At 60.5% G+C, this 18,304-nt stretch carries 13 protein-coding genes and 1 pseudogene; 7 read left to right on the top strand and 7 right to left on the bottom strand.

The window, feature by feature from the left end; translation table 11 throughout:
* Position 1 precedes the first annotated feature (1 nt).
* From traD to RMR21_RS25220, 5 genes are all read left to right on the top strand, one after another.
* Complete coding sequence (traD, locus tag RMR21_RS25240) at positions 2-217, top strand: type IV conjugative transfer system coupling protein TraD (protein ID WP_077122606.1); 216 nt, start codon at positions 2-4, stop codon at positions 215-217.
* Complete coding sequence (traG, locus tag RMR21_RS25235; protein ID WP_320187980.1) at positions 204-2,174, top strand: Ti-type conjugative transfer system protein TraG; 1,971 nt, start codon at positions 204-206, stop codon at positions 2,172-2,174. Before traD ends, traG begins: the two co-directional genes overlap by 14 nt.
* Positions 2,171-2,611: a thermonuclease family protein gene (locus RMR21_RS25230; protein WP_320187979.1), complete on the top strand. Its 441-nt coding sequence runs from the start codon at positions 2,171-2,173 to the stop codon at positions 2,609-2,611. Before traG ends, RMR21_RS25230 begins: the two co-directional genes overlap by 4 nt.
* A 96-nt stretch (positions 2,612-2,707) precedes the next feature.
* The gene (locus RMR21_RS25225; RefSeq protein ID WP_320187978.1) at positions 2,708-2,974 is read left to right on the top strand and encodes a WGR domain-containing protein; all 267 of its coding nucleotides are present in this window, start codon (positions 2,708-2,710) and stop codon (positions 2,972-2,974) included.
* 81 nt (positions 2,975-3,055) lie between these two features.
* Entirely contained in the window at positions 3,056-3,334 is a 279-nt protein-coding gene (locus RMR21_RS25220; RefSeq protein ID WP_003518435.1) for an HU family DNA-binding protein, read from the top strand.
* A 45-nt stretch (positions 3,335-3,379) separates the two neighbouring features.
* On the opposite strand, the gene RMR21_RS25215 is transcribed toward RMR21_RS25220, so the two are convergent.
* The 3 genes from RMR21_RS25215 to RMR21_RS25205 all read right to left on the bottom strand — a co-directional run bounded on the left by RMR21_RS25215 (position 3,380) and on the right by RMR21_RS25205 (position 6,313).
* Complete coding sequence (locus RMR21_RS25215; protein WP_080803823.1) at positions 3,380-3,688, bottom strand: DUF736 domain-containing protein; 309 nt, start codon at positions 3,686-3,688, stop codon at positions 3,380-3,382.
* 521 nt (positions 3,689-4,209) lie between these two features.
* Positions 4,210-5,199, bottom strand: coding sequence for an aldo/keto reductase (locus tag RMR21_RS25210; protein ID WP_320187977.1), 990 nt, complete (start codon positions 5,197-5,199; stop codon positions 4,210-4,212).
* Positions 5,200-5,263: 64 nt separating this feature from the next.
* Positions 5,264-6,313, bottom strand: coding sequence for an aldo/keto reductase (locus RMR21_RS25205; RefSeq protein ID WP_320187976.1), 1,050 nt, complete (start codon positions 6,311-6,313; stop codon positions 5,264-5,266).
* A gap of 107 nt (positions 6,314-6,420) precedes the next feature.
* Here RMR21_RS25205 and RMR21_RS25200 point away from each other — a divergent pair, with 107 nt between their 5' ends.
* Entirely contained in the window at positions 6,421-7,344 is a 924-nt protein-coding gene (locus tag RMR21_RS25200; protein ID WP_320189035.1) for an AraC family transcriptional regulator, read from the top strand.
* A gap of 543 nt (positions 7,345-7,887) precedes the next feature.
* Here the strand turns inward: RMR21_RS25200 and RMR21_RS25195 are convergent.
* The 3 genes from RMR21_RS25195 to RMR21_RS25185 form a co-directional block, all read right to left on the bottom strand.
* Positions 7,888-8,472 carry a hypothetical protein gene (locus RMR21_RS25195; protein ID WP_320188015.1) on the bottom strand — a complete coding sequence of 195 codons (585 nt, stop codon included), beginning with the start codon at positions 8,470-8,472 and terminating at the stop codon, positions 7,888-7,890.
* Between the two features lie 690 nt (positions 8,473-9,162).
* The gene (locus RMR21_RS25190; RefSeq protein WP_320187974.1) at positions 9,163-9,813 is read right to left on the bottom strand and encodes a DUF7007 domain-containing protein; all 651 of its coding nucleotides are present in this window, start codon (positions 9,811-9,813) and stop codon (positions 9,163-9,165) included.
* An 81-nt stretch (positions 9,814-9,894) separates the two neighbouring features.
* Positions 9,895-11,610 carry a ParB/RepB/Spo0J family partition protein gene (locus RMR21_RS25185; RefSeq protein ID WP_320187973.1) on the bottom strand — a complete coding sequence of 572 codons (1,716 nt, stop codon included), beginning with the start codon at positions 11,608-11,610 and terminating at the stop codon, positions 9,895-9,897.
* Between the two features lie 321 nt (positions 11,611-11,931).
* On the opposite strand from RMR21_RS25185, the pseudogene ligD reads away from it, so the two are divergent.
* Positions 11,932-12,977, top strand: a pseudogene (gene ligD / locus RMR21_RS25180) (non-homologous end-joining DNA ligase).
* Between the two features lie 172 nt (positions 12,978-13,149).
* On the opposite strand, the gene RMR21_RS25175 reads toward ligD, so the two are convergent.
* A complete protein-coding gene (locus RMR21_RS25175; protein WP_320187972.1) occupies positions 13,150-18,237 on the bottom strand; it encodes a helicase-like domain-containing protein in 5,088 nt (1,695 codons plus the stop codon).
* Positions 18,238-18,304: the final 67 nt, after the last annotated feature.

Raw genomic sequence — 18,304 nt, 5'->3', positions numbered from 1 at the left:
CATGGCCCGCACGATGACGGCTGACGCACGCAAAAAAGACACCCGCGAAAAAATCGAACTCGGTGGCCTGATCGTCAAGGCAGGACTGCGCTACGAGAAGCGGGTACTGCTGCTGGGCATACTGATCGATGCAAGCCGCCGCATCAGAGGCGACGATGCCGAGCGATCGCGCCTGACAGTGATAGGAGCGGAGGCGTTCGACCGTGAGGGCGAGTAGACTGGTCCTAACTGCCTTCCCGGCCACAACGATGATCGCCGTGGTGGTTTTTATGCCGGGGATCGAACACTGGCTGGCCGCGTTTGGGAAAACCGCGCAGGCCAAGCTGATGCTCGGGCGGATCGGCCTCGCGCTGCCCTATGCGACCGCGGCTGCTATCGGCACGATCTTTCTGTTCGCGGCAAGTGGCGCGATGGGTATCAAGGCTGCAGGATGGGGCGTCGTCAGCGGAAATGGAGTGGCAATCCTCATCGCGGTGATACGTGAAGGGGTCCGCCTTGCCGGGATAAGCGGTGACGTTCCAGCAGGACAGTCCGTTCTCGGATATGCTGACCCCGCAACGATGCTTGGCGCATCGACAATTTTCCTCGCCGGCGTCTTCGCACTGCGCGTCGCGATGAAAGGTAACGCAGCTTTTGCCAAGGCCGCGCCACGGCGGATCGGGGGAAAGCGAGCGGTGCATGGCGAGGCCGACTGGATGAAGGTGCAGGAGGCTGCGAAACTTTTTCCCGATCCTGGCGGCATCGTCGTCGGCGAACGGTATCGCGTCGATCGCGACAGCGTTGCGGCTGTGTCGTTCCGCGCCGATGATCCGTCGACCTGGGGCGCGGGAGGCAAGAGCCCGCTCCTATGCTTCGACGGCTCTTTCGGCTCCTCGCATGGCATCGTCTTCGCCGGATCCGGTGGCTTCAAGACGACGTCGGTAACGGTCCCGACCGCGCTCAAGTGGGGTGGCGGTCTCGTCGTCCTCGATCCATCGAGCGAGGTCGCGCCGATGGTATCGGAGCATCGCCGCAAGGCTGGCCGAAAGGTGATCATTCTCGATCCCTCGGCGTCAGGCGTCGGCTTCAACGCGCTCGACTGGATCGGGCGACATGGCAGTACGAAGGAAGAGGACATCGTCGCCGTCGCGACCTGGATCATGACCGACAGTCCGCGCTCGGCGTCTGCCCGCGACGACTTCTTTCGGGCATCGGCCATGCAGCTTCTGACGGCCCTTATCGCCGACGTCTGCCTGTCCGGTCACACGGACGAGGAAGACCAGACGCTGCGCCGTGTGCGTAAGAACCTTTCGGAGCCTGAACCACAACTACGGGCGCGCCTGACAAAAATCTACGAACAGTCGGAATCGGACTTCGTGAAGGAGAACGTTTCGGTCTTCGTCAACATGACGCCGGAGACGTTCAGCGGCGTTTACGCCAATGCGGTGAAAGAAACCCACTGGCTGTCCTATCCCAACTATGCAGCGCTCGTCTCAGGCGACAGTTTCTCGACCGACGATCTCGCCGATGGCGGAACCGACATCTTCATCGCTCTCGATCTGAAGGTACTGGAAGCCCATCCCGGGCTGGCGCGTGTGGTTATCGGATCGCTGCTCAATGCCATCTACAATCGAAATGGCGATTTGAAAGGTCGCGCGCTCTTCCTGCTCGACGAGGTCGCCAGGCTCGGCTATCTGCGCATCTTGGAGACCGCGCGCGACGCCGGGCGCAAATACGGCATCACGCTAACGATGATCTTCCAGTCCATCGGCCAGATGCGCGAGGCCTATGGCGGGCGGGACGCGACGAGCAAGTGGTTCGAATCCGCGTCGTGGATTTCGTTCGCCGCGATCAACGACCCTGATACCGCCGACTATATCTCGAAACGCTGCGGCGATACGACGGTCGAGGTCGACCAGACAAACCGCTCGTCAGGGATGAAGGGTTCATCGCGCTCACGCTCCCGGCAGCTCAGCCGCCGGCCGCTGATCCTCCCGCATGAAGTGCTGCGCATGCGCAGCGACGAGCAGATCGTGTTCACATCAGGCAATCCGCCGCTCAGATGCGGACGCGCCATCTGGTTCAGACGCAAGGACATGAGCGCCTCTGTCGGAGACAACCGCTTTCACAAGCAAACCACAGAAGGGGTGAGAAGCTATAAGGCCGCTCCAACGACAGCCTCTGAGGAAACATGACATTGAGACATTTTGCGGCTATTGCAAGCCTATCCCTCTTCGCCGTTGGCATCCTTGCATCTGTTGCCTCAGCGTCGCCAAGCAGCGCAAGTGAAACCTTCTCGATGTGCAACGGCGGCCATAGGATCACCTGCGTGGTGGATGGCGATACCTTCTGGTTTCGAGATGAAAAGATACGGATTGCCGACATCGACACGCCGGAGCTAAGCCCGCCGCGATGCCAGCGTGAACGCGAGCGTGGCCTTGCGGCGAAACAGCGTCTGCTCAACATCCTCAATTCGGGTCCGCTCTCGTTCAAGACGACCGCCAGGGATGAGGATCGCTTCGGTCGCAAGCTCAGGATCGTCTACCGCGAGCGACGATCGGTCGGCGATATTCTCGTCGCCGAAGGCTTGGCTCGGAAGTGGGAAGGATCGCGCCGGAGCTGGTGCGAATGATCCGGGCGCCGGCGGATCACTGTCGTGAATCGATAATGCCCGTCCGATTCAAAACTCTCATTGGACGACAGAATCCGAACGCGCGATTCTGCGGGCATGATCACGCAGCCCTACCACCTCTATATCGAGCGTATCGCGCCTGAAAAGAACATGGCGCGGTTTTACGCGCTCGCCGTTCAGCCGACGTTGTTCGGCGAGGTGTCGCTTGTACGCGCCTGGGGGCGGATTGGCACCCGCGGACAGCAGATGGTGCATCTATTTGACAACGAGAGCCAGGCCATCAACCTGTTCCTCGACGTGCTTCGCGAGAAGCGCAAACGAGGTTATCGGCCAAAACGACCTGTGGACATCAAGCGGATCTGACACTCGTCTTCATCATCGCCGATGACAACTTGGTCAGAAGCTGACACGGATTTTATCTTTGATAAGAAGATGAGGAATTCCATGACCACCACCAACGAAATCGCCGACAAGATCGCAGCTGACAACGGCCTGACCAAGGTTCAGGCCAAGGGCATCGTAGAATCCGTCTTTCAGGCTATCGCCGATGCTGCAGGCTCCGACGCTGAAACGTCGATCCCAGGCTTCGGAAAGTTTAAGGTGAAGGCTTCGCCTGAGCGCGAGGGTCGCAATCCGGCGACCGGAGAGAAGATGACGGTCGCCGCATCGAAGAAGCTGACCTTTGCGCCTGCCAAGGCGCTCAAGGATGCGCTGAACAAGTGATCCCTGACGTGGAGAGCCCCGCCTTGGCGGGCGGGGCATCCAGTCTCAGTCCCGGTTCGACCGGGACCAGATGAGAGAGAGACCTTCCTCGCCTTCGACCTCGATCAGCGTTGCGTAGATCGGGGCCGGGAAGCTCGGGTCGTCGAGCTTGACGGAGAGGTAGTCGCGACCTTCGTTGGAGGTCTTCTTCCAGGCTGCGCCGAATTCCGTGGCTCCCGCGAGGATGCGGTAGTCAGGGCCTTTGTCGGAAGTGCGCTCGACGGTGCGGATGGTTGCCTTGACGTTGAGGTTGAGGGTCTTGATGGTGCCGGAGAAGCCGTTGCTGGAAGCGGTGAAAAAGCCCATGGTTGCCATTGTCGTATTCCTTTTCGGTTGTTCGGGCCGCGTCCATCGCGGCCTCGATGGCAGTCGATTGGACCAGAGGCGATCGGCCTGCACCTGAAAGGCCGAAACGGAGTGGAGGACGGCCAGGAAAAGGCTTTCTTGTGTCGCGAGGAATGGGCGCTTCAGCGCACAGGGGAAGAAAACGACCCGGCCGTTGCGGATGCCGATCGAGCAGAGCATCGCGAGGCGGTCTTTGGTCAGACATGCCCCATCGAGACCGCAGTGGACGTGCCAGCTGGCGGATCAAGGGATACGGAAAGGGCACCATCGGGTGGCGACAATGGGAATTGATGCATAACGCTGACAAGCCCGAACGATTGGTCGAAGCCAATGACAATGACTGCATGTGGGAGATTGTTTCCTGACACAGCGACGAAGGCGTTCGGGATGCACAGGTCCGACCCGACCGATGCGGGCAAGCGTAGCGAGTAGGGTACATCAGTCGACGCGTACGCCGGCAACTTCGTTCCCACCACGATAGCTCTGTTACTCTATTGGTCGAACATCGACTTCAGGTTCTCGGGGAAGCGCGCACCTTCGATCTGGATGTGCGCCGCTGCTTCGTCGATTCTCTGCAGATCCTGAGACGTTAAATCAAGGTCGATAGCGCTTAGATTTTCTTCCAGTCTATGTAGCTTGGTAGTGCCCGGGATCGGCACAAACCACGGCTTCTGCGCTAGCACCCAAGCAAGCGCGATCTGGGCCAGGGTCGCCTGTTTGGCGGTCGCGATCTGCTGAAGCAAGTCGACCAGCGCTTGGTTGGCTTGCATGGCTTCGGGCGTAAAGCGGGGCAGCAGACGGCGTAGATCATTGTCGGCCAACGGTGTGCTGGCATCCATTTTGCCCGTCAGAAAACCCTTACCGAGCGGGCTGAAGGGTACGAACCCGATACCGAGCTCCTCGAGCGTTGGAATGACTTCCGCTTCGTGATCTCTCATCCAAAGAGAGTATTCGCTTTGCACGGCGGTCACACGTTGCACGGCGTGGGCGCGGCGAATGGTCGTCGCACTGGCCTCTGACAAACCGAAATGTGTGACTTTGCCCTCTGAAATCAGATCTTTGACTGTCCCAGCAACATCCTCGATAGGGACATTTGGATCGACGCGGTGCTGATAAAGCAGGTCAATGCGATCGGTTTTGAGGCGCTTGAGCGACGCTTCCGTCACCTGACGGATATGTTCGGGTCTGCTGTCCAAGCCCGAGAGAGGGGTTGGACCATTCTCGCCATGCCTGATGCCAAACTTCGTTGCGATCACCACTTGATTTCGTACAGGCGCCAGCGCCGAGCCCAGTAATTCCTCATTGGTGAATGGGCCATAGGTTTCGGCAGTGTCAAAGAACGTCACGCCGCGATCGACTGCCGCGCGCAGTAAGTGTGTCATTTCAGTTGGGGCGGGCGGCGTTCCATAAAAGAAGCTCATGCCCATGCAGCCCAAGCCCATGGCAGAGACTTCGAGTTCTCCAAGTTTGCGAAATTTCATTTGCGATTTCCTTCGTGTGTGGTTGTGGGCCGACTGTTTCCACCTTTGCTGAAAGCTGACGGTCTCAGGCCCCACGCGGTTCCTGCTTGAGTTGGTCACCACGGACCTTGCTCTGGAACTCGAATACCCAGCCGGGATATTCCGCGGGCAGCTTGCTGACCTCGTCGAGTGTTTTCAGTTCGGCGTCGGTCAGCGCCACCTTGGTCGCGGCGATGTTATCATCGAGTTGCTCTGGCTTCTTGGCACCGATGATTACGCTGGTGACAGCCTTCTGGTGGAGCAGCCAGGCGAGTGCTATCTGGGCGATCGAGACGTCCTTGGCTTCCGCGATCGGCTTCATTGCGTCGATGACGTTGTAACCGCGTTCCTCATTCACTGGCGGGAAATCGAAGGTGGCGCGGCGGTTGTCGCCTTCCTTGACGCCATCGCGGGTATATTTGCCTGACAGAAAACCGCCAGCCAACGGGCTCCACACCATCAGACCAAGGCCTTCGGATTCCATCATCGGCACAAGTTCACGCTCTAGGTCGCGTCCGGCGATCGTGTACTGTGCCTGAAGCGACGCGAAGCGGGCCAGGTTGAACTGGTTGGAGATACCGATCGCTTTCGAGATCTGCCAGGCGGCCCAGTTGGAGACGCCGATATAACGGACCTTGCCCTGTTGGACGACAGTTTCGAGCGCACGCAGAGTCTCCTCCATCGGCGTGATCTGGTCGAAGCCGTGGATCTGGTACAAATCGATATGGTCGACCTGAAGGCGCTTGAGGCTCGCCTCCAGGGCGTAGAGCATATGCGAGCGAGACGTGCCGCGCGCATTCGGGCCGTCGCCCGTAGGCCCAAAGAATTTGGTGGCGACGATCACATCTTCCCGTGAGATGCCGACGTTCCGCAACGCTTGGCCCGTGATCTGTTCGGAATGACCTTTTGAGTAGACGTCGGACGTGTCGATGAAATTGATGCCAGCATCAATCGCCGTCTTAACCAGACCGTCAGCCTCTTTCTGCTGTAGGCCGCCCATGCTGCTGTAAATGCCGCTCCCGCCACCGAAGGTCATGGTGCCGAGGCAGAGTTCGGAAACGAACAGGCCGGTGCGGCCGAGGATGTTATAGCGCATGAAGCTCTCCTGAGTGAAACGAAACGGGTAGGCGTATGTCCCATTTATGGCACCCGCCCCCGGCTTCTTCGCGCCCGATTGTCGCAGATTTTTGCCTGATCCGATCATTGGCCGTTTTACTCCGGCGGAATCTTGCGCGGACGCTCCGTGAAATCTATATAGATTTAATGCACGAAACTCTCGCCGATCTAGCATATCGTCATGCCACCCAATTGGGAGGAGCGTCGATCCCGCGCGTTAGCGTCCATGCCGCGCAGAAGGAGAGCTGGCCGGTTGGGGTTCTATATCAGCCGATGCTTGGCATCGTCTTGCGAGGCACCAAGCGAGTCGTCATCGGGGACCGCACACTGCGCTACGATAGCAATCATTTTTTCATCGCTTCGATCGACGTGCCCGCATCGCGCGTCACCATTGAGGATTTGCCCGAGGCGCCCTACGTGGCAGTACGGCTTGCGATCGACCAAGAAATCCTTTCGAATCTGGTTGTTGATACACCGTCCAAAGCCGATGGGGATACCATAGCTTTTGCCGTAGGCGCTATGACGCCCGAATTGCTCGATGCTTGGTCAAGGATGCTGCGGTTGCTAGATGCGCCAGATGAAATCGATACGCTGGCACCAATGATTGAGCGCGAGATCCTGTTTCGCCTTTTGCAAGGCCCGCAGGGGGCGCTGCTACGCCAGGCAGCCCGAGCCGGTAGCAGGATCTCACAGGTGCGGGACGCTATTGCCCGTTTGCGCACCAACTTGGATCGCGTTGTCAAAATTGAAGAACTGGCGGAAATCGCCGGGATGAGTGTCGCGACATTTCATCGCCATTTCCGAGCTGCCACTGCCATGAGCCCCTTGCAATATCAGAAGACTCTCCGCCTGCAGGAGGCGAGGCGGCTACTGCTCGCTGACACCGACACGACAAGCGCAGCATTTGCGGTCGGATATGAAAGTGCGTCCCAATTCAGTCGGGAGTACTCGCGGATGTTCGGCACACCGCCAGCGCGCGATGCTGGAAGGCTTCGGGCTGGTAGAGACTGATGTCACCGTTCATTTGGCGTGAATCCGGTCGATCCTGTCATTGACGATGTAACCGAGTCGCCCAAAACAACATCGTTTGCGGGGAAGCTGCGATATCACTAACAAAGGAGCCTTTTTCGCCGCCTGTGCGGTCTTGCTAGCGCTGAGTGTGGATCTAAGTCCGGTTTTCGACCTTCATGCTAGATCAACTCACCACAATCGGTGGCTGCGCAAGTCTCCGTTGATCACCTGGTAGTGTTCGCCCGAAAAGCGCGCCGAAAAGATGCCGGAACACTGGGTTACGTTCCTTCAAGCCACGAACGCATAGCTGCACTGCACAAAAATTAGGTGCATGGCGATGAAAATTCATGCATACAGGCGTCAGCTGATGCACATGGCGGCTTCCTCCCAGTTCCGCCGCAGCAGCTGTTCCCCTCTGGAGGTCCATGACTTTCGCACTTTATGGGCCGCGGTTTTCCGTCGGCCCTTTTTTCTTTTTCCGAACCAGGTCGCAACGACGTTGCGGACGCTGGAGGAAGGCGGGGCCGAAGCCCCGCGATCGTCCTATTCGAATGCTGCCATTTGGATTGTTGCGGCCTTTTGATCGACGGAGTTCGCGGGCTGCTCGACCGTGCGCTCGTAGGGCTTCCAGGTTTCGCCTGTGATGTCCTCATAAGCCGAGACCGCGCCTTCGGCTGCCATGCGAAGCACGTGGGCCTGCAGGCCCATGTCGGCTGCGAACTCGCGCTTGCGCTGGGCGCGGCTGTCGAAGCCTACCGGGCCGTCGAGGTCCTCGTCTCTGGTATCGTTGGAGAGTTTTGTGGTGAGATCGCGGGCCTCTGTGACCGCGCGGGAGTAGAACTGCCCGGCGCCGTAGGCGGAGCCGACGAAGGATCCGACGATGCGCTGCATGTGGATCTGCATGGCCTTCTCGGCGAGCCCCTCCTTCAGGGCATCGGCGCTTTCGATCAACTGACCGCGGTGGAGGTCGCGGATCCCGTCGCTGTCGATGAGGGCAAGGCCGAAGCTTTCGGAAATGCGCAGTGCCTGGGCTGTATCGGGGCAGGCGTGCCTCACCATTTCGAGTGTGGTGGCGCGCTGGGACTTGACGGAACGGTTCTTCTGGGTGGAGCGGTTGAGCGGTGCCATGATCGGATCCTTTATGAGCGATGTTTCAGCGAAGCCCGGGGTGCCGGTTGTCGTCCGGCTCAGCCCCTCGGGTGCGGGCAAAAGGACATGGGCACCAGCGGCCCGGCCCAAGGTCAGGGCATTGCCAGGAGGAGCGGGGAAGGTTTGCGGGTGGTGCTGCCCGCACTTGCGGGCTGCGATAGACGCGGGCCTGCCTTGCGACGAGGCGATGATCCTGCCGCAACGCGGCGCGCCAGCGGCCTTTGACCGGGACGCGCCCATGTCAGACCGCAGCAAAACCGAGGTGCTGTGCCGGCCGACGATCTGGTCCACGACAGCATGATGCAATCGCCATGGCGATCCGACCTTGGCAACGCCGCGTCACCCACAAAAGGGCACTGACAAATCTCGGGGCCAAGCACACGCCATTGTAAGCCGGTTGCCCCGTGCCATGTCTTCCGCGCTTCGATCAACGCTTTATCGCAGCCTCACCTTGGCCGGGCTTTCCGCTCTCACCCGGCTCCGTTGATATGCGTGCAGTAGTCGATGTTGGGCTATGCCGTGCCTTGCATTTCCACCGCGCCTTCGTTTGTCGTGTCAGCTCAGCCCGCCGGGAGCGATAATCCCGCTGCCGTGACCAGATCCTGCGATAGAGTTCGGTGAAATCGATCACCTGATTTCGAGGTGGGTCGCTGTCAGTGAACGCGACAGTCATCGTTGCGCCGCCCAGATCACGAAGCTGGACGGACCGTCATAGGACTGGTGCTTCACTGGATCGATGACGAAGCCATGCCGGCCGATCACGTAGTCGGAGCGTGGAACCAGGAACCGTCGTTCGCCGGTCTCGCCCCGGATCCCGCCCAGCGTCGCGATGCACTCGACAAAGCTAGGCTGATGATCGGAATTGAGGGCTGCGATCACCACCCAGTCGTTGCGATGGCGACTCTCGAATTCCTGTCTGTCCCGCATGTGAGACTGACTGCCGTTCAGTATTGCGCCCGTGACGCGCTCGTAGGCATCAGGGAAATAGTCGCGAAGCGTCCGATCGGCCAACCGACGTTCATAGGTCGTGAATAGATCCGGGAAAGCATGGGCAACCTTCGCCCGTTCACAATCCTCTTCGTAAAATTCGGTGTCATTACGATAGAGGGCATGGATGGTGGTATTGGCATTCTCGGCGAGATGGAAACCACCATGGCCGGCGGTGGAATGCAGAACGATTCCGTCGGCATATCGTCGCGAGACCTGTGCCGTGCCCCAAGGCGTCGACGCTCCTGCTTGTATCGTCGGCCGGTCCAATGCCCTTAGTTCAGCCTGATGCACTGCTTTTTCTGTGGCCATGTCATCATGGATTACCGCCATGACAAACTCCTTCTGATTGCTGGAAACGAAAACGCCGCCGGCATCAGCCAGCGGCGTCGGCTCAGATCCTGGTGCCTGGCGTTATTCGGCGGCCTCGCGGAAACCCTCGCCGGCCTCTTCCTCGGCGGCGGAATGGTCAACCAGGTCACCACCGACAAGCTGATCTTCGAGAGTATCGGGATCGTGAGGGGCATCCTCCAATCCGCTGTCGACGCTGCTGTAACGTCCAACCCACGACCGCACGTCATCAGTGGAGGGCGCGAGCAGCGCTGCCGGATGCACCAGCTTTCCGTCGGCAAAATGCTCGACCAAAGCCACCCGGGTGTCCTTCACCTTGATCCGGCCAGGCACGCCCGCCGTTTCCGCCGCAGCCTCCAGAGCATTGCGCGACAGGCATGAGAGGAAGTCTTCGGTTGCCATATTGGGCAGGAATTGATCAGCGCCGACAGCGTCGCCGGCAATACGGGCGATCAGTCCGCTATCGGAGCGATTGCGCCGCAGAGACAGGACTTCGATGAGCACCGAGCGCGCAGCCTGCACCAGCGTCTCGCGATCGAGGGACAGCTTGCCGTCCTCGCCGATCAGCCGGGCAGCATGCGGGCCGCATTTCGCATGACCATAGGGATTGTCCGATGCGCCGCTGGCAATGCTGACGTTCGTGCCGGTGAAGGCCAGAATGAGCAGAGCCATCAGCGTGTCGTCCTCGATCGGCGCGCGAGCGAGCGCCTCGTGCAGAGCATCGGTGCGCAGGTCGCCGATCATGTCGAGACCCTTCTGGGTCACATCGGGCCGCGATTTCGGCGCCTCGACTTCCTCGACGACAGTCTCAACGCCATCGGCATCCTTGACCAGCCGGGGCTTCTTCGCCTCCGGCATGCGATAGGCAACCGATTGAACTGAGCCGTCGCGCGCGTTGATATACCAGCCGGTCAGGTCACCCTTGCCCGGCTTCCCGTAGACCTGTTGTGCCTTGGACGGTAACTTGGCCTGGCCATATTCATTGGCCTCGATGACCGATCCGCGCTTGGGCAGATTGTTGGCCAGCCACTCCTGCTGGGCGCCGAGGAACGCTTCGACATCCGTGGTGTAGCGGCTGTCTTCGTCGGCGGGGGCAAACAGATCCTCGACCCAGGTGATGCCATAGGCCTGGGCCAGTTCGTCACCGAAGCTTGCGTGCTTGGCCAACATCCGGGTCGTGGTTAGTGCGCGAGCCACCTCCCACCACGACACCTGCGGACCCTGCTTCTTCGGCTTGTATTTCTTCCAGACCTCGGCCTGCTCATCCTGCCCGGCGGCGGCGATCGTGCGCAGTTGCTGCTCGTTCGGCATGTCACCGCGCGCCATCTGGTCGAGCATCGCGGGCAGGATATTGGCCAGAAGTCGGAGTTTGCGGATCTGCCGACCGGGGAGCGCCAGCGCCATGGCGATCGACTCTTCGGTCCATCCGAGAGCCACCAGCCGCTCGATAGCGCGCCACTGGTCGACCGGGTTCAGCGGTTCGCGGGCGATGTTCTCCGCAAAGGACTGCATGGCGCCGAGATCGTCGGATGGATCGGCCAGCAGCAGCGGGATTTCCAAGAGATCCGCAGCAATCGCCTGTGTCGCGCGGCGGTGACCGAAGACGATGATGTAGCTGTTGCCGCCTTCCGGATCGAGTTTGACGATCGGTGGCTGAACGACGCCGATGGCCCTGATCGATGCGCACAACAGGGCGTCGGATTGCGGCGAAGATTTCGACTGACGGGACCGGTCAGGATTGTCCTTCAGGCTGCGCGGATCGGCGGTAATCAACTGCATGGGAATGACCTCTTGAGCTTCGGGCGGACGGACTGTCCTTGCCTCCTCATCTTCTTCTCGAAGACATCTCCCGAACCGCAGGACGGACCGGCGGCTGCAATTGCGCCGGAGCAGACCTGGCTTGCGGGAGAGCGAGGCACACCTGCCTTGCGAGGCAAGCTGGCCCGGTCTCGGCGACCGGCGCGATTGAGGGAACCGTCAGCCGTTGGACCGTCCTTGCGAACCGGTTTCCGTCTCCTTTTCCTCCCCCGTCTTTTCCTCCCCTTCTCCATTCCCAGATGATGTCACACGATTTTAAGCAATTGCTGCTGAACTCTGGCTATGACAAAGCCGCCGCGCAAAAAACCTCAGCCGCTTTTGCGGGAGACGGACGCTCCAATCCGCTCGCGACCGCGCAAACGACGCGACCCGGCGCAGCCGCAGCTTCCCTTCGACCCGATGCCAGATCGCATCGAACCGTGCCTGGCGTTGTTGAAGGCAAAGCCGCCGTCCGGACCGGACTGGATCTACGAGATCAATGGGACGGCTATCGTATTGCGGTTCACATCGAACCAAACTCGGTGCGGATCATCAGACGTGGCGGTCATGACTGGACCGACAGGTTTCCGGCGATCGCCGCCGCTGCGCGCAAGCTTGGCGTCGGGACCGCCATTCTGGATGGGGAAGCCGTCGTGCTCGATGCAGCGGGACGTTCGGATTTTGGGGCGCTGCAACGGTCACTGGGCGGACGCGGAGGCAGACAAGCGTCAGACGATGCCATCCTTTACGCATTCGACCTGTTGTATTTCGACGGTCATGACCTGACCAAGATGGAGTTGTCCGGACGTCGTCACCTGCTGGAAGACCTGATCGGCGAAAGCGAGGGAGTAATCCGCGTCTCCGAGGCGCTCGAAGCCGATGGCGCGACACTTCTGGCGGCCGCGCGCGAGCACGGCCTGGAAGGCATCATTGCCAAGCACCGCAACAGCACCTACCGCTCTGGCCGGCTTGGGGACTGGCAGAAGATCAAATGCATCCAGAGCGAGAGCTTTGTGATTGTCGGATACGAGCCGTCCGCTCTAGCACGCGGTGGGATCGGCAGCCTGCTGCTGGCGGCCTATCAGGCCGACACGTTTGTCTATGTCGGCTCGGTCGGGACTGGCTTCAAAGAGAAAGATGCAGTTGAACTCCGCCGGACGCTGGACACGCTGAAGACCAAGCGTGCTCCGGTAGCGGTCGATAAAAAGGGTGTCGTCTTCGTTCAACCGACACTGATCGCCGAGATCGAATACCGCGCCTGGACCGACGATGGCAAGTTACGGCACGCCTCGTACAAGGGCCTGCGGGAACTGCAGGACAACGCGGCGATCTACAAACTCAGCGAATAGCGTCTGGATGCCATAAACGAAAGGGCGCTCGACCCTTTCGGGGAGCGCCCTTCCAACCCGGACAGTTTCAAACGCGCGGCAATCGCCACTGCAGGAAACTATCGAAACGGGTGATGACCGATAGATGTGTATGACCCGATCGCGTTTCAAGTGGCCGTTGAAATGCCGCTGTTTACGCAGCTTCCTTGCGATCCTCCTCTGGTTCGTCGGCGGTTGCCGCCAGGTCCCTCTCGATCTCGTCCAGTTGGCTCAGCTTGAGTTCAAGCTCGGCTTCGAATGAGAAGCTTTCCCCCAGACGCGGTGTGTAGGAGGCGAGGCGGCGTTTCGCATCGGCAAGGCGAATGCGATGGCTCTCGCGTTCCTGTTCAAACCCGCCAAGCGCATGCTCGAGCCGGGAGATCGCGCCGATCGGCGTGGTGGTGACGGCCAAATCGATCTCGTAGTCTCCACCTGTGCGTTGGAGCAGGGTGTCATAGCGATAACCATCCTTGCCAAACCGTTCGCCCTGATAGGCGAGATCGAAGCCGCCGATGGTGGCGATGATCACTTCTTTCTCCTGCTGAAGCTGAACCAGCGTCAGGATTTCCTTCATCAGCGCGCGGCCAGCGAGTTTGCGCTCGTCGAATGTGTCTTCGCCAACTTGCATGACAAAGGCGTCGCCAGATGTTGGGGCCAGCAGCTCGATATCCTTGCCCACATCCTCGCTCCGGCGGCTGGAAAATTCGATGTCCCGTTCGGCGTCGCGGATCTGCCGGCGGATCGCGTGCTGATCGTCGATATGGGCGGCACGCAACCGGTCGAGACGGGCGATCTCGGCTTCCAGTCCCGCCTTCTGCATGAGGCGTTCGTCGCCGGATGCGATGGCCTTGGCCATGGCAAATTGGTTGGCCTGCCCCTCACCCATATCCTCAAGACGCCGAACGCTGGTGTCGCCGGACAGAGCCGCCGCAATGAACCTAGCCTTGCGCTCGTTGTTCTGCCACATGGTGGCATCGAGACTGCCGAGTGTCGCATAGGCGAAGACATCGACCTCGTCATGCTGGTTACCCTGGCGGATGATCCGGCCCTCGCGCTGTTCGATCTGCGATGGCAACCACGGAACATCGAGATGATGCAGGGCTTTCAAACGAGCCTGGACATTGACGCCGGTACCCATGGTTTCCGACGAGCCGATCAGCACGCGGACCTTGCCGGCATTGAAGTCGTTAAATAGCCTCTGCTTGGCATCCGACTTCTTGTAATCCTGCATGAAAGCGATTTCGGAAGCCGGCGCACCCAATCGGACCAGTTCATCGCGAATCCAGCGATAGGCGGAAAAGCCGCGCGTCGCCTCGACGGAGATGGTTCCCAGATCGGAGAAGATCAGCTGACCAGCGCCCGGCCGGTCAAATGGCTTGCCGTCCTTGCGACGATACTCCGCCTCTCCTGTTTCCTGCCAGATCCGGTGGGTGTTCGTCACCAGCGCATTCAGCTTGTTGGTGGTCTCATTTCCCATGACCTGATCGACCAGGCGCAGATCGATCGCCGCATGGCGTCCGTCGGTGATGACCGAGAGCAGGATATCGTCGCCGGGCTTGGCCGGACCGTCGCGCATTTCGATTACCTTGATCCGCGCGTCAAGTTGCTTCTGGTACGCCTTGAAAGCAGCGGTAGGCTCTGCGGTAACGATCTGGCGCTTGCCGCCGGAGACATCAGGGACTTTCACATAGGTCCTGAGATCGGCGGGCAGCACGACATCGGCAAACGACCGGAACATGGCGATCAGTTCCGGAACGTTGACGAACTGGCTGAAGCGCGTGACCGGCTTGTATTTGCCCGACGGCTGCAGTTCGAGTTCGGTCGAGGTGTCACCGAATGTCGAGGCCCAGGCGTCAAACTCGTGCAGACCACGTTCCGACAATGCTGCCGGACCCATCATCCGCTGTACGGAGAACATCTCACCGAGAGTGTTGGTGATCGGCGTGCCCGACGCCAGCACCAGCGCCCTGCCCGGGTTCTTCGTCTCGACGAAGCGGGATTTAACGAACAGGTCCCAGGCGCGCTGCGAGCCGTTCGGATCGACACCGCGCAGGGTCGACATATTGGTGGCGAAGGACAGCTTGCGGAATTCCTGCGCCTCGTCGACGATGATCTGGTCGATCCCAAGCTCGGAGATGGTCAACAGATCGTCCTTTCGGGTGGCCAGCGCCTCGAGCCGTTCCTTGTGGCCCTCCTTCATGCGTTCGATGCGCTTGCGCGACAGCCGATCGTCGCGTTCGACCTTGGTGAGCAGCTCCTCGTAAAGCTCGAGCTCATCCTGGATCATCTGCGCTTCGAACGCCGATGGCACCGCGATGAACCGGAATGCCGAATGGGTGATGATGATGGCATCCCAGTTGGCGGTTGCTGCGCGGGACAGGAAACGATGGCGCTTCTCCCTGACGAAGTTGGTTTCGTCAGCGACCAGGATGCGGGCATTGGGATAGAGTGCCAGAAACTCGCGGGCAGCCTGCGCCAGGCAATGGCCGGGCACCACCAGCATCGCCTTGTTGATCAGGCCCAGCCGCCGTTGTTCCATGATGGCGGCAGCCATGGTCAGCGTCTTGCCGGCGCCGACGGCGTGGGCGAGATAGGTGGCGCCGGCGGAGATGATCCGCCAGATGCCGCGTTTCTGATGTCCATACAAAGAAAAGGCGCCTGAGGCGCCGGGAAGCTGGAGATGATCGCCGTTACAGGCGCGAGGTGCGATGTTGTTGAAAGTGTCGTTATAGACGCGCGCCAGCCGGTCGGTGCGATCTGGATCCGACCAGATCCACGACTGGAAGGCGGTCTTGATCTTGGCGAGCTTTTCCTTTGCAGCCTCCGTCTCCACCGTGTTCAGCACCCGACGCTCGCTCTCGCCATCGCGTATCGTATCGAAGATCTGCGGCACGGACGAGTTCAGCGCGTCGGACAGGAGCTGGCCGGCATGGCGGCGGTGCGTGCCCCATTCTGTCGTGCCGGATGCCGACCATTCCAGCTGACGGGCATTGACCGTCCAGGTCGCCAGTTCCGGCAGGTGGTGGATGGAGATCTCGGCCTCCATCGTTTGGCTGACGAAGGCAACGACGTCATCGGCCGGGATCCACGGCGCGCCGAGGCGTGCGGTGATGTCCGAGGGCCTGAGGTCAGCAGGCTGGACACGTTCGAGCGCCGTGACGTTTCGCGCGAAGACCGGATCGAGCTGGGCGGCAGCCCGGGCAACTGTGAGCTTCGAGCGGACTGCGCCGGATAGGTAGGCGTCAGCCATCTGCCAGGAGCCATCGGACGGATCGCGGAAGATGGCCTCCCCCAGTTCGCCGATGACATCGTCGACGTCACGATGCAGCAACTCGGCAATATGATCGGGGTCGACATGACCGCGTTCGTTGAGAACCACAGCGAGCGCGTCTATTGCAGAGGTGATCAGGGGTGTGGGCGGAGGCGCGATCACCCGCTCGGTAAAGATCGGTCCTGGCTTCGCGGTGTTGGTCTCCAGATCATAGTCCTCGATGGAGGCGACCAACCAGCAATCGGGATCGTCGAGGAAAGGCGCAAGATTCGGCCGGCGATGGACCTCCCTGACCTCACCGGTTTCCGGATCCTCCGATGTCAAGACGGAGGTGAAGTTGATCGGACCGAACTCGCGCACGAAACTGGACCAGGCGATGCGCAGCGAGACCTGCGCCTGAGTCCACGGCTGGTCGCGTTCCTGAAGCTTGAGAATGAGCCGGACCGCATCGCGGATCGGGATCAGCTTTCGGATGATCAGGGCGTGCTTGGCAAAGATGCCATCAGTGCTGCGGCCCTTCCTGACCTTGACCGGGACAGCGATCCCATCCACCAACTGCATCAGCGCCGTGGCCTTGCCAATGAAATAGCTTCCCTCGCGCACCTTGGGATCGTCTGGCCGCTCTGCCGTCGCCTCGGTCACCTCGTCCTCGAGCGCGAAATCGATCGGCGTGACGTCACCGTCGTAGAGGTCGGCCGATAGCCGACTGATCGCGTCGTTCAGGCTCGTTTCGAGATCATTACCGAACGGGAGGCAGGTATAGGTCTCGCCGAATGGACCTGACGTCATCGCATGGCGGCCCAGCACCATGTCGGGGTGATCAACGAACCACCTGTTGATACGGACGCTGTCGCCCTCACCTGCGGACTGGACATCCGCGAGATCAAGCCAGTTGCCGCTTCCAGCCTGGTCGTCGGCTCGTCGCTTCCGGAAAAAGAGAATATCGACGACCACATCCGTTCCGGCGTCGGCGCGAAAGCTGCCTTCGGGCAGGCGGATTGCACCAACGAGATCGGCCATGCCAGCGATGTGTTCGCGGGCGCGGGCGTCGGCCTTGTCCATCGTGCCGGACGAGGTCACGAAAGCGGCAAGACCGCCCGGCTTCAGCCGGTCGAGGGACTTGGCAATAAAGTAATCGTGCAGCCGGAAACCGAGAGACCGGAAGGCCGGATCGCTCTTCACCGTCCTGTCAGAAAACGGCGGATTGCCGATCGCCAGATCGAAATGGGCTGGCAGATCCGTCCGGGCGAAATCACTTGTGATGATCGTGGCCCGCGGTTGTAGCAGCCGAACGATGCGGGCAGTGACGGGATCGAGCTCGACGCCGGTGACGTGGCTCACCTTGGAGAGCGCCTCGGGCATGAGCGCCGGAAACATGCCCGTCCCGATACCCGGCTCCAGGATCCGACCGCCCTTGAACCCCATGCGGATTAGGCCCGACCAGATGGCACGAACGATAAATTCCGGAGTGAAGTGGGCATATTGCGTGCACCGCGCCAGAGACGCGTAGTCCCCTGCCGCAACGGCACTTTCCAGATTGCCGCCGAGCTCCTCCCAGCCTTTGCGAAACGCCTTGTCGCCGGGACGCCGGAAAATGCCGTTGGCCAGATCCGATGCACCGAAACCGGTGAACTTGATCAACCTTTCCTGCTGGTCAGGTCGGGCCGGCAATCCGTGACGTTCGATCTCGTTCGCCAGCAGGATGGCGGCGATATTGTCGCGCGCACGGTCGCGCCAGGTTTTGGCGAGACCGCGAAAACCCTGCAGCCGGAAATCCACCTTCGCCCGCATCTCCGGTGTGGGCTTCGGTACTTTGCGGACCGGAGCGGCTGGCGCCGGCGTCGATGGCGGCGGGTCGATATCTATATCGGTCCCGAACTCTGCTGCGAAACTCGGCACTCCGAGATCGAAACCGGACGCGAGAGCTGTATTACCGAACAGGTCTATGGTGAAAGGATCGTCATGCGCCATTGGAAAACTCCTGTGAGTGGGCGCGCCGAGGCACACTCGCCGGAAGAAGCGGTGTTGCCAGGCTGCT

Origin of the sequence: Agrobacterium sp. rho-8.1 (assembly GCF_033957725.1) — a bacterium.
In the GTDB taxonomy this organism is placed as follows: domain Bacteria; phylum Pseudomonadota; class Alphaproteobacteria; order Rhizobiales; family Rhizobiaceae; genus Agrobacterium.
Note: the sequence above shows the minus strand (reverse complement) of the source record. Positions and strands in the feature narration are given on the sequence as shown.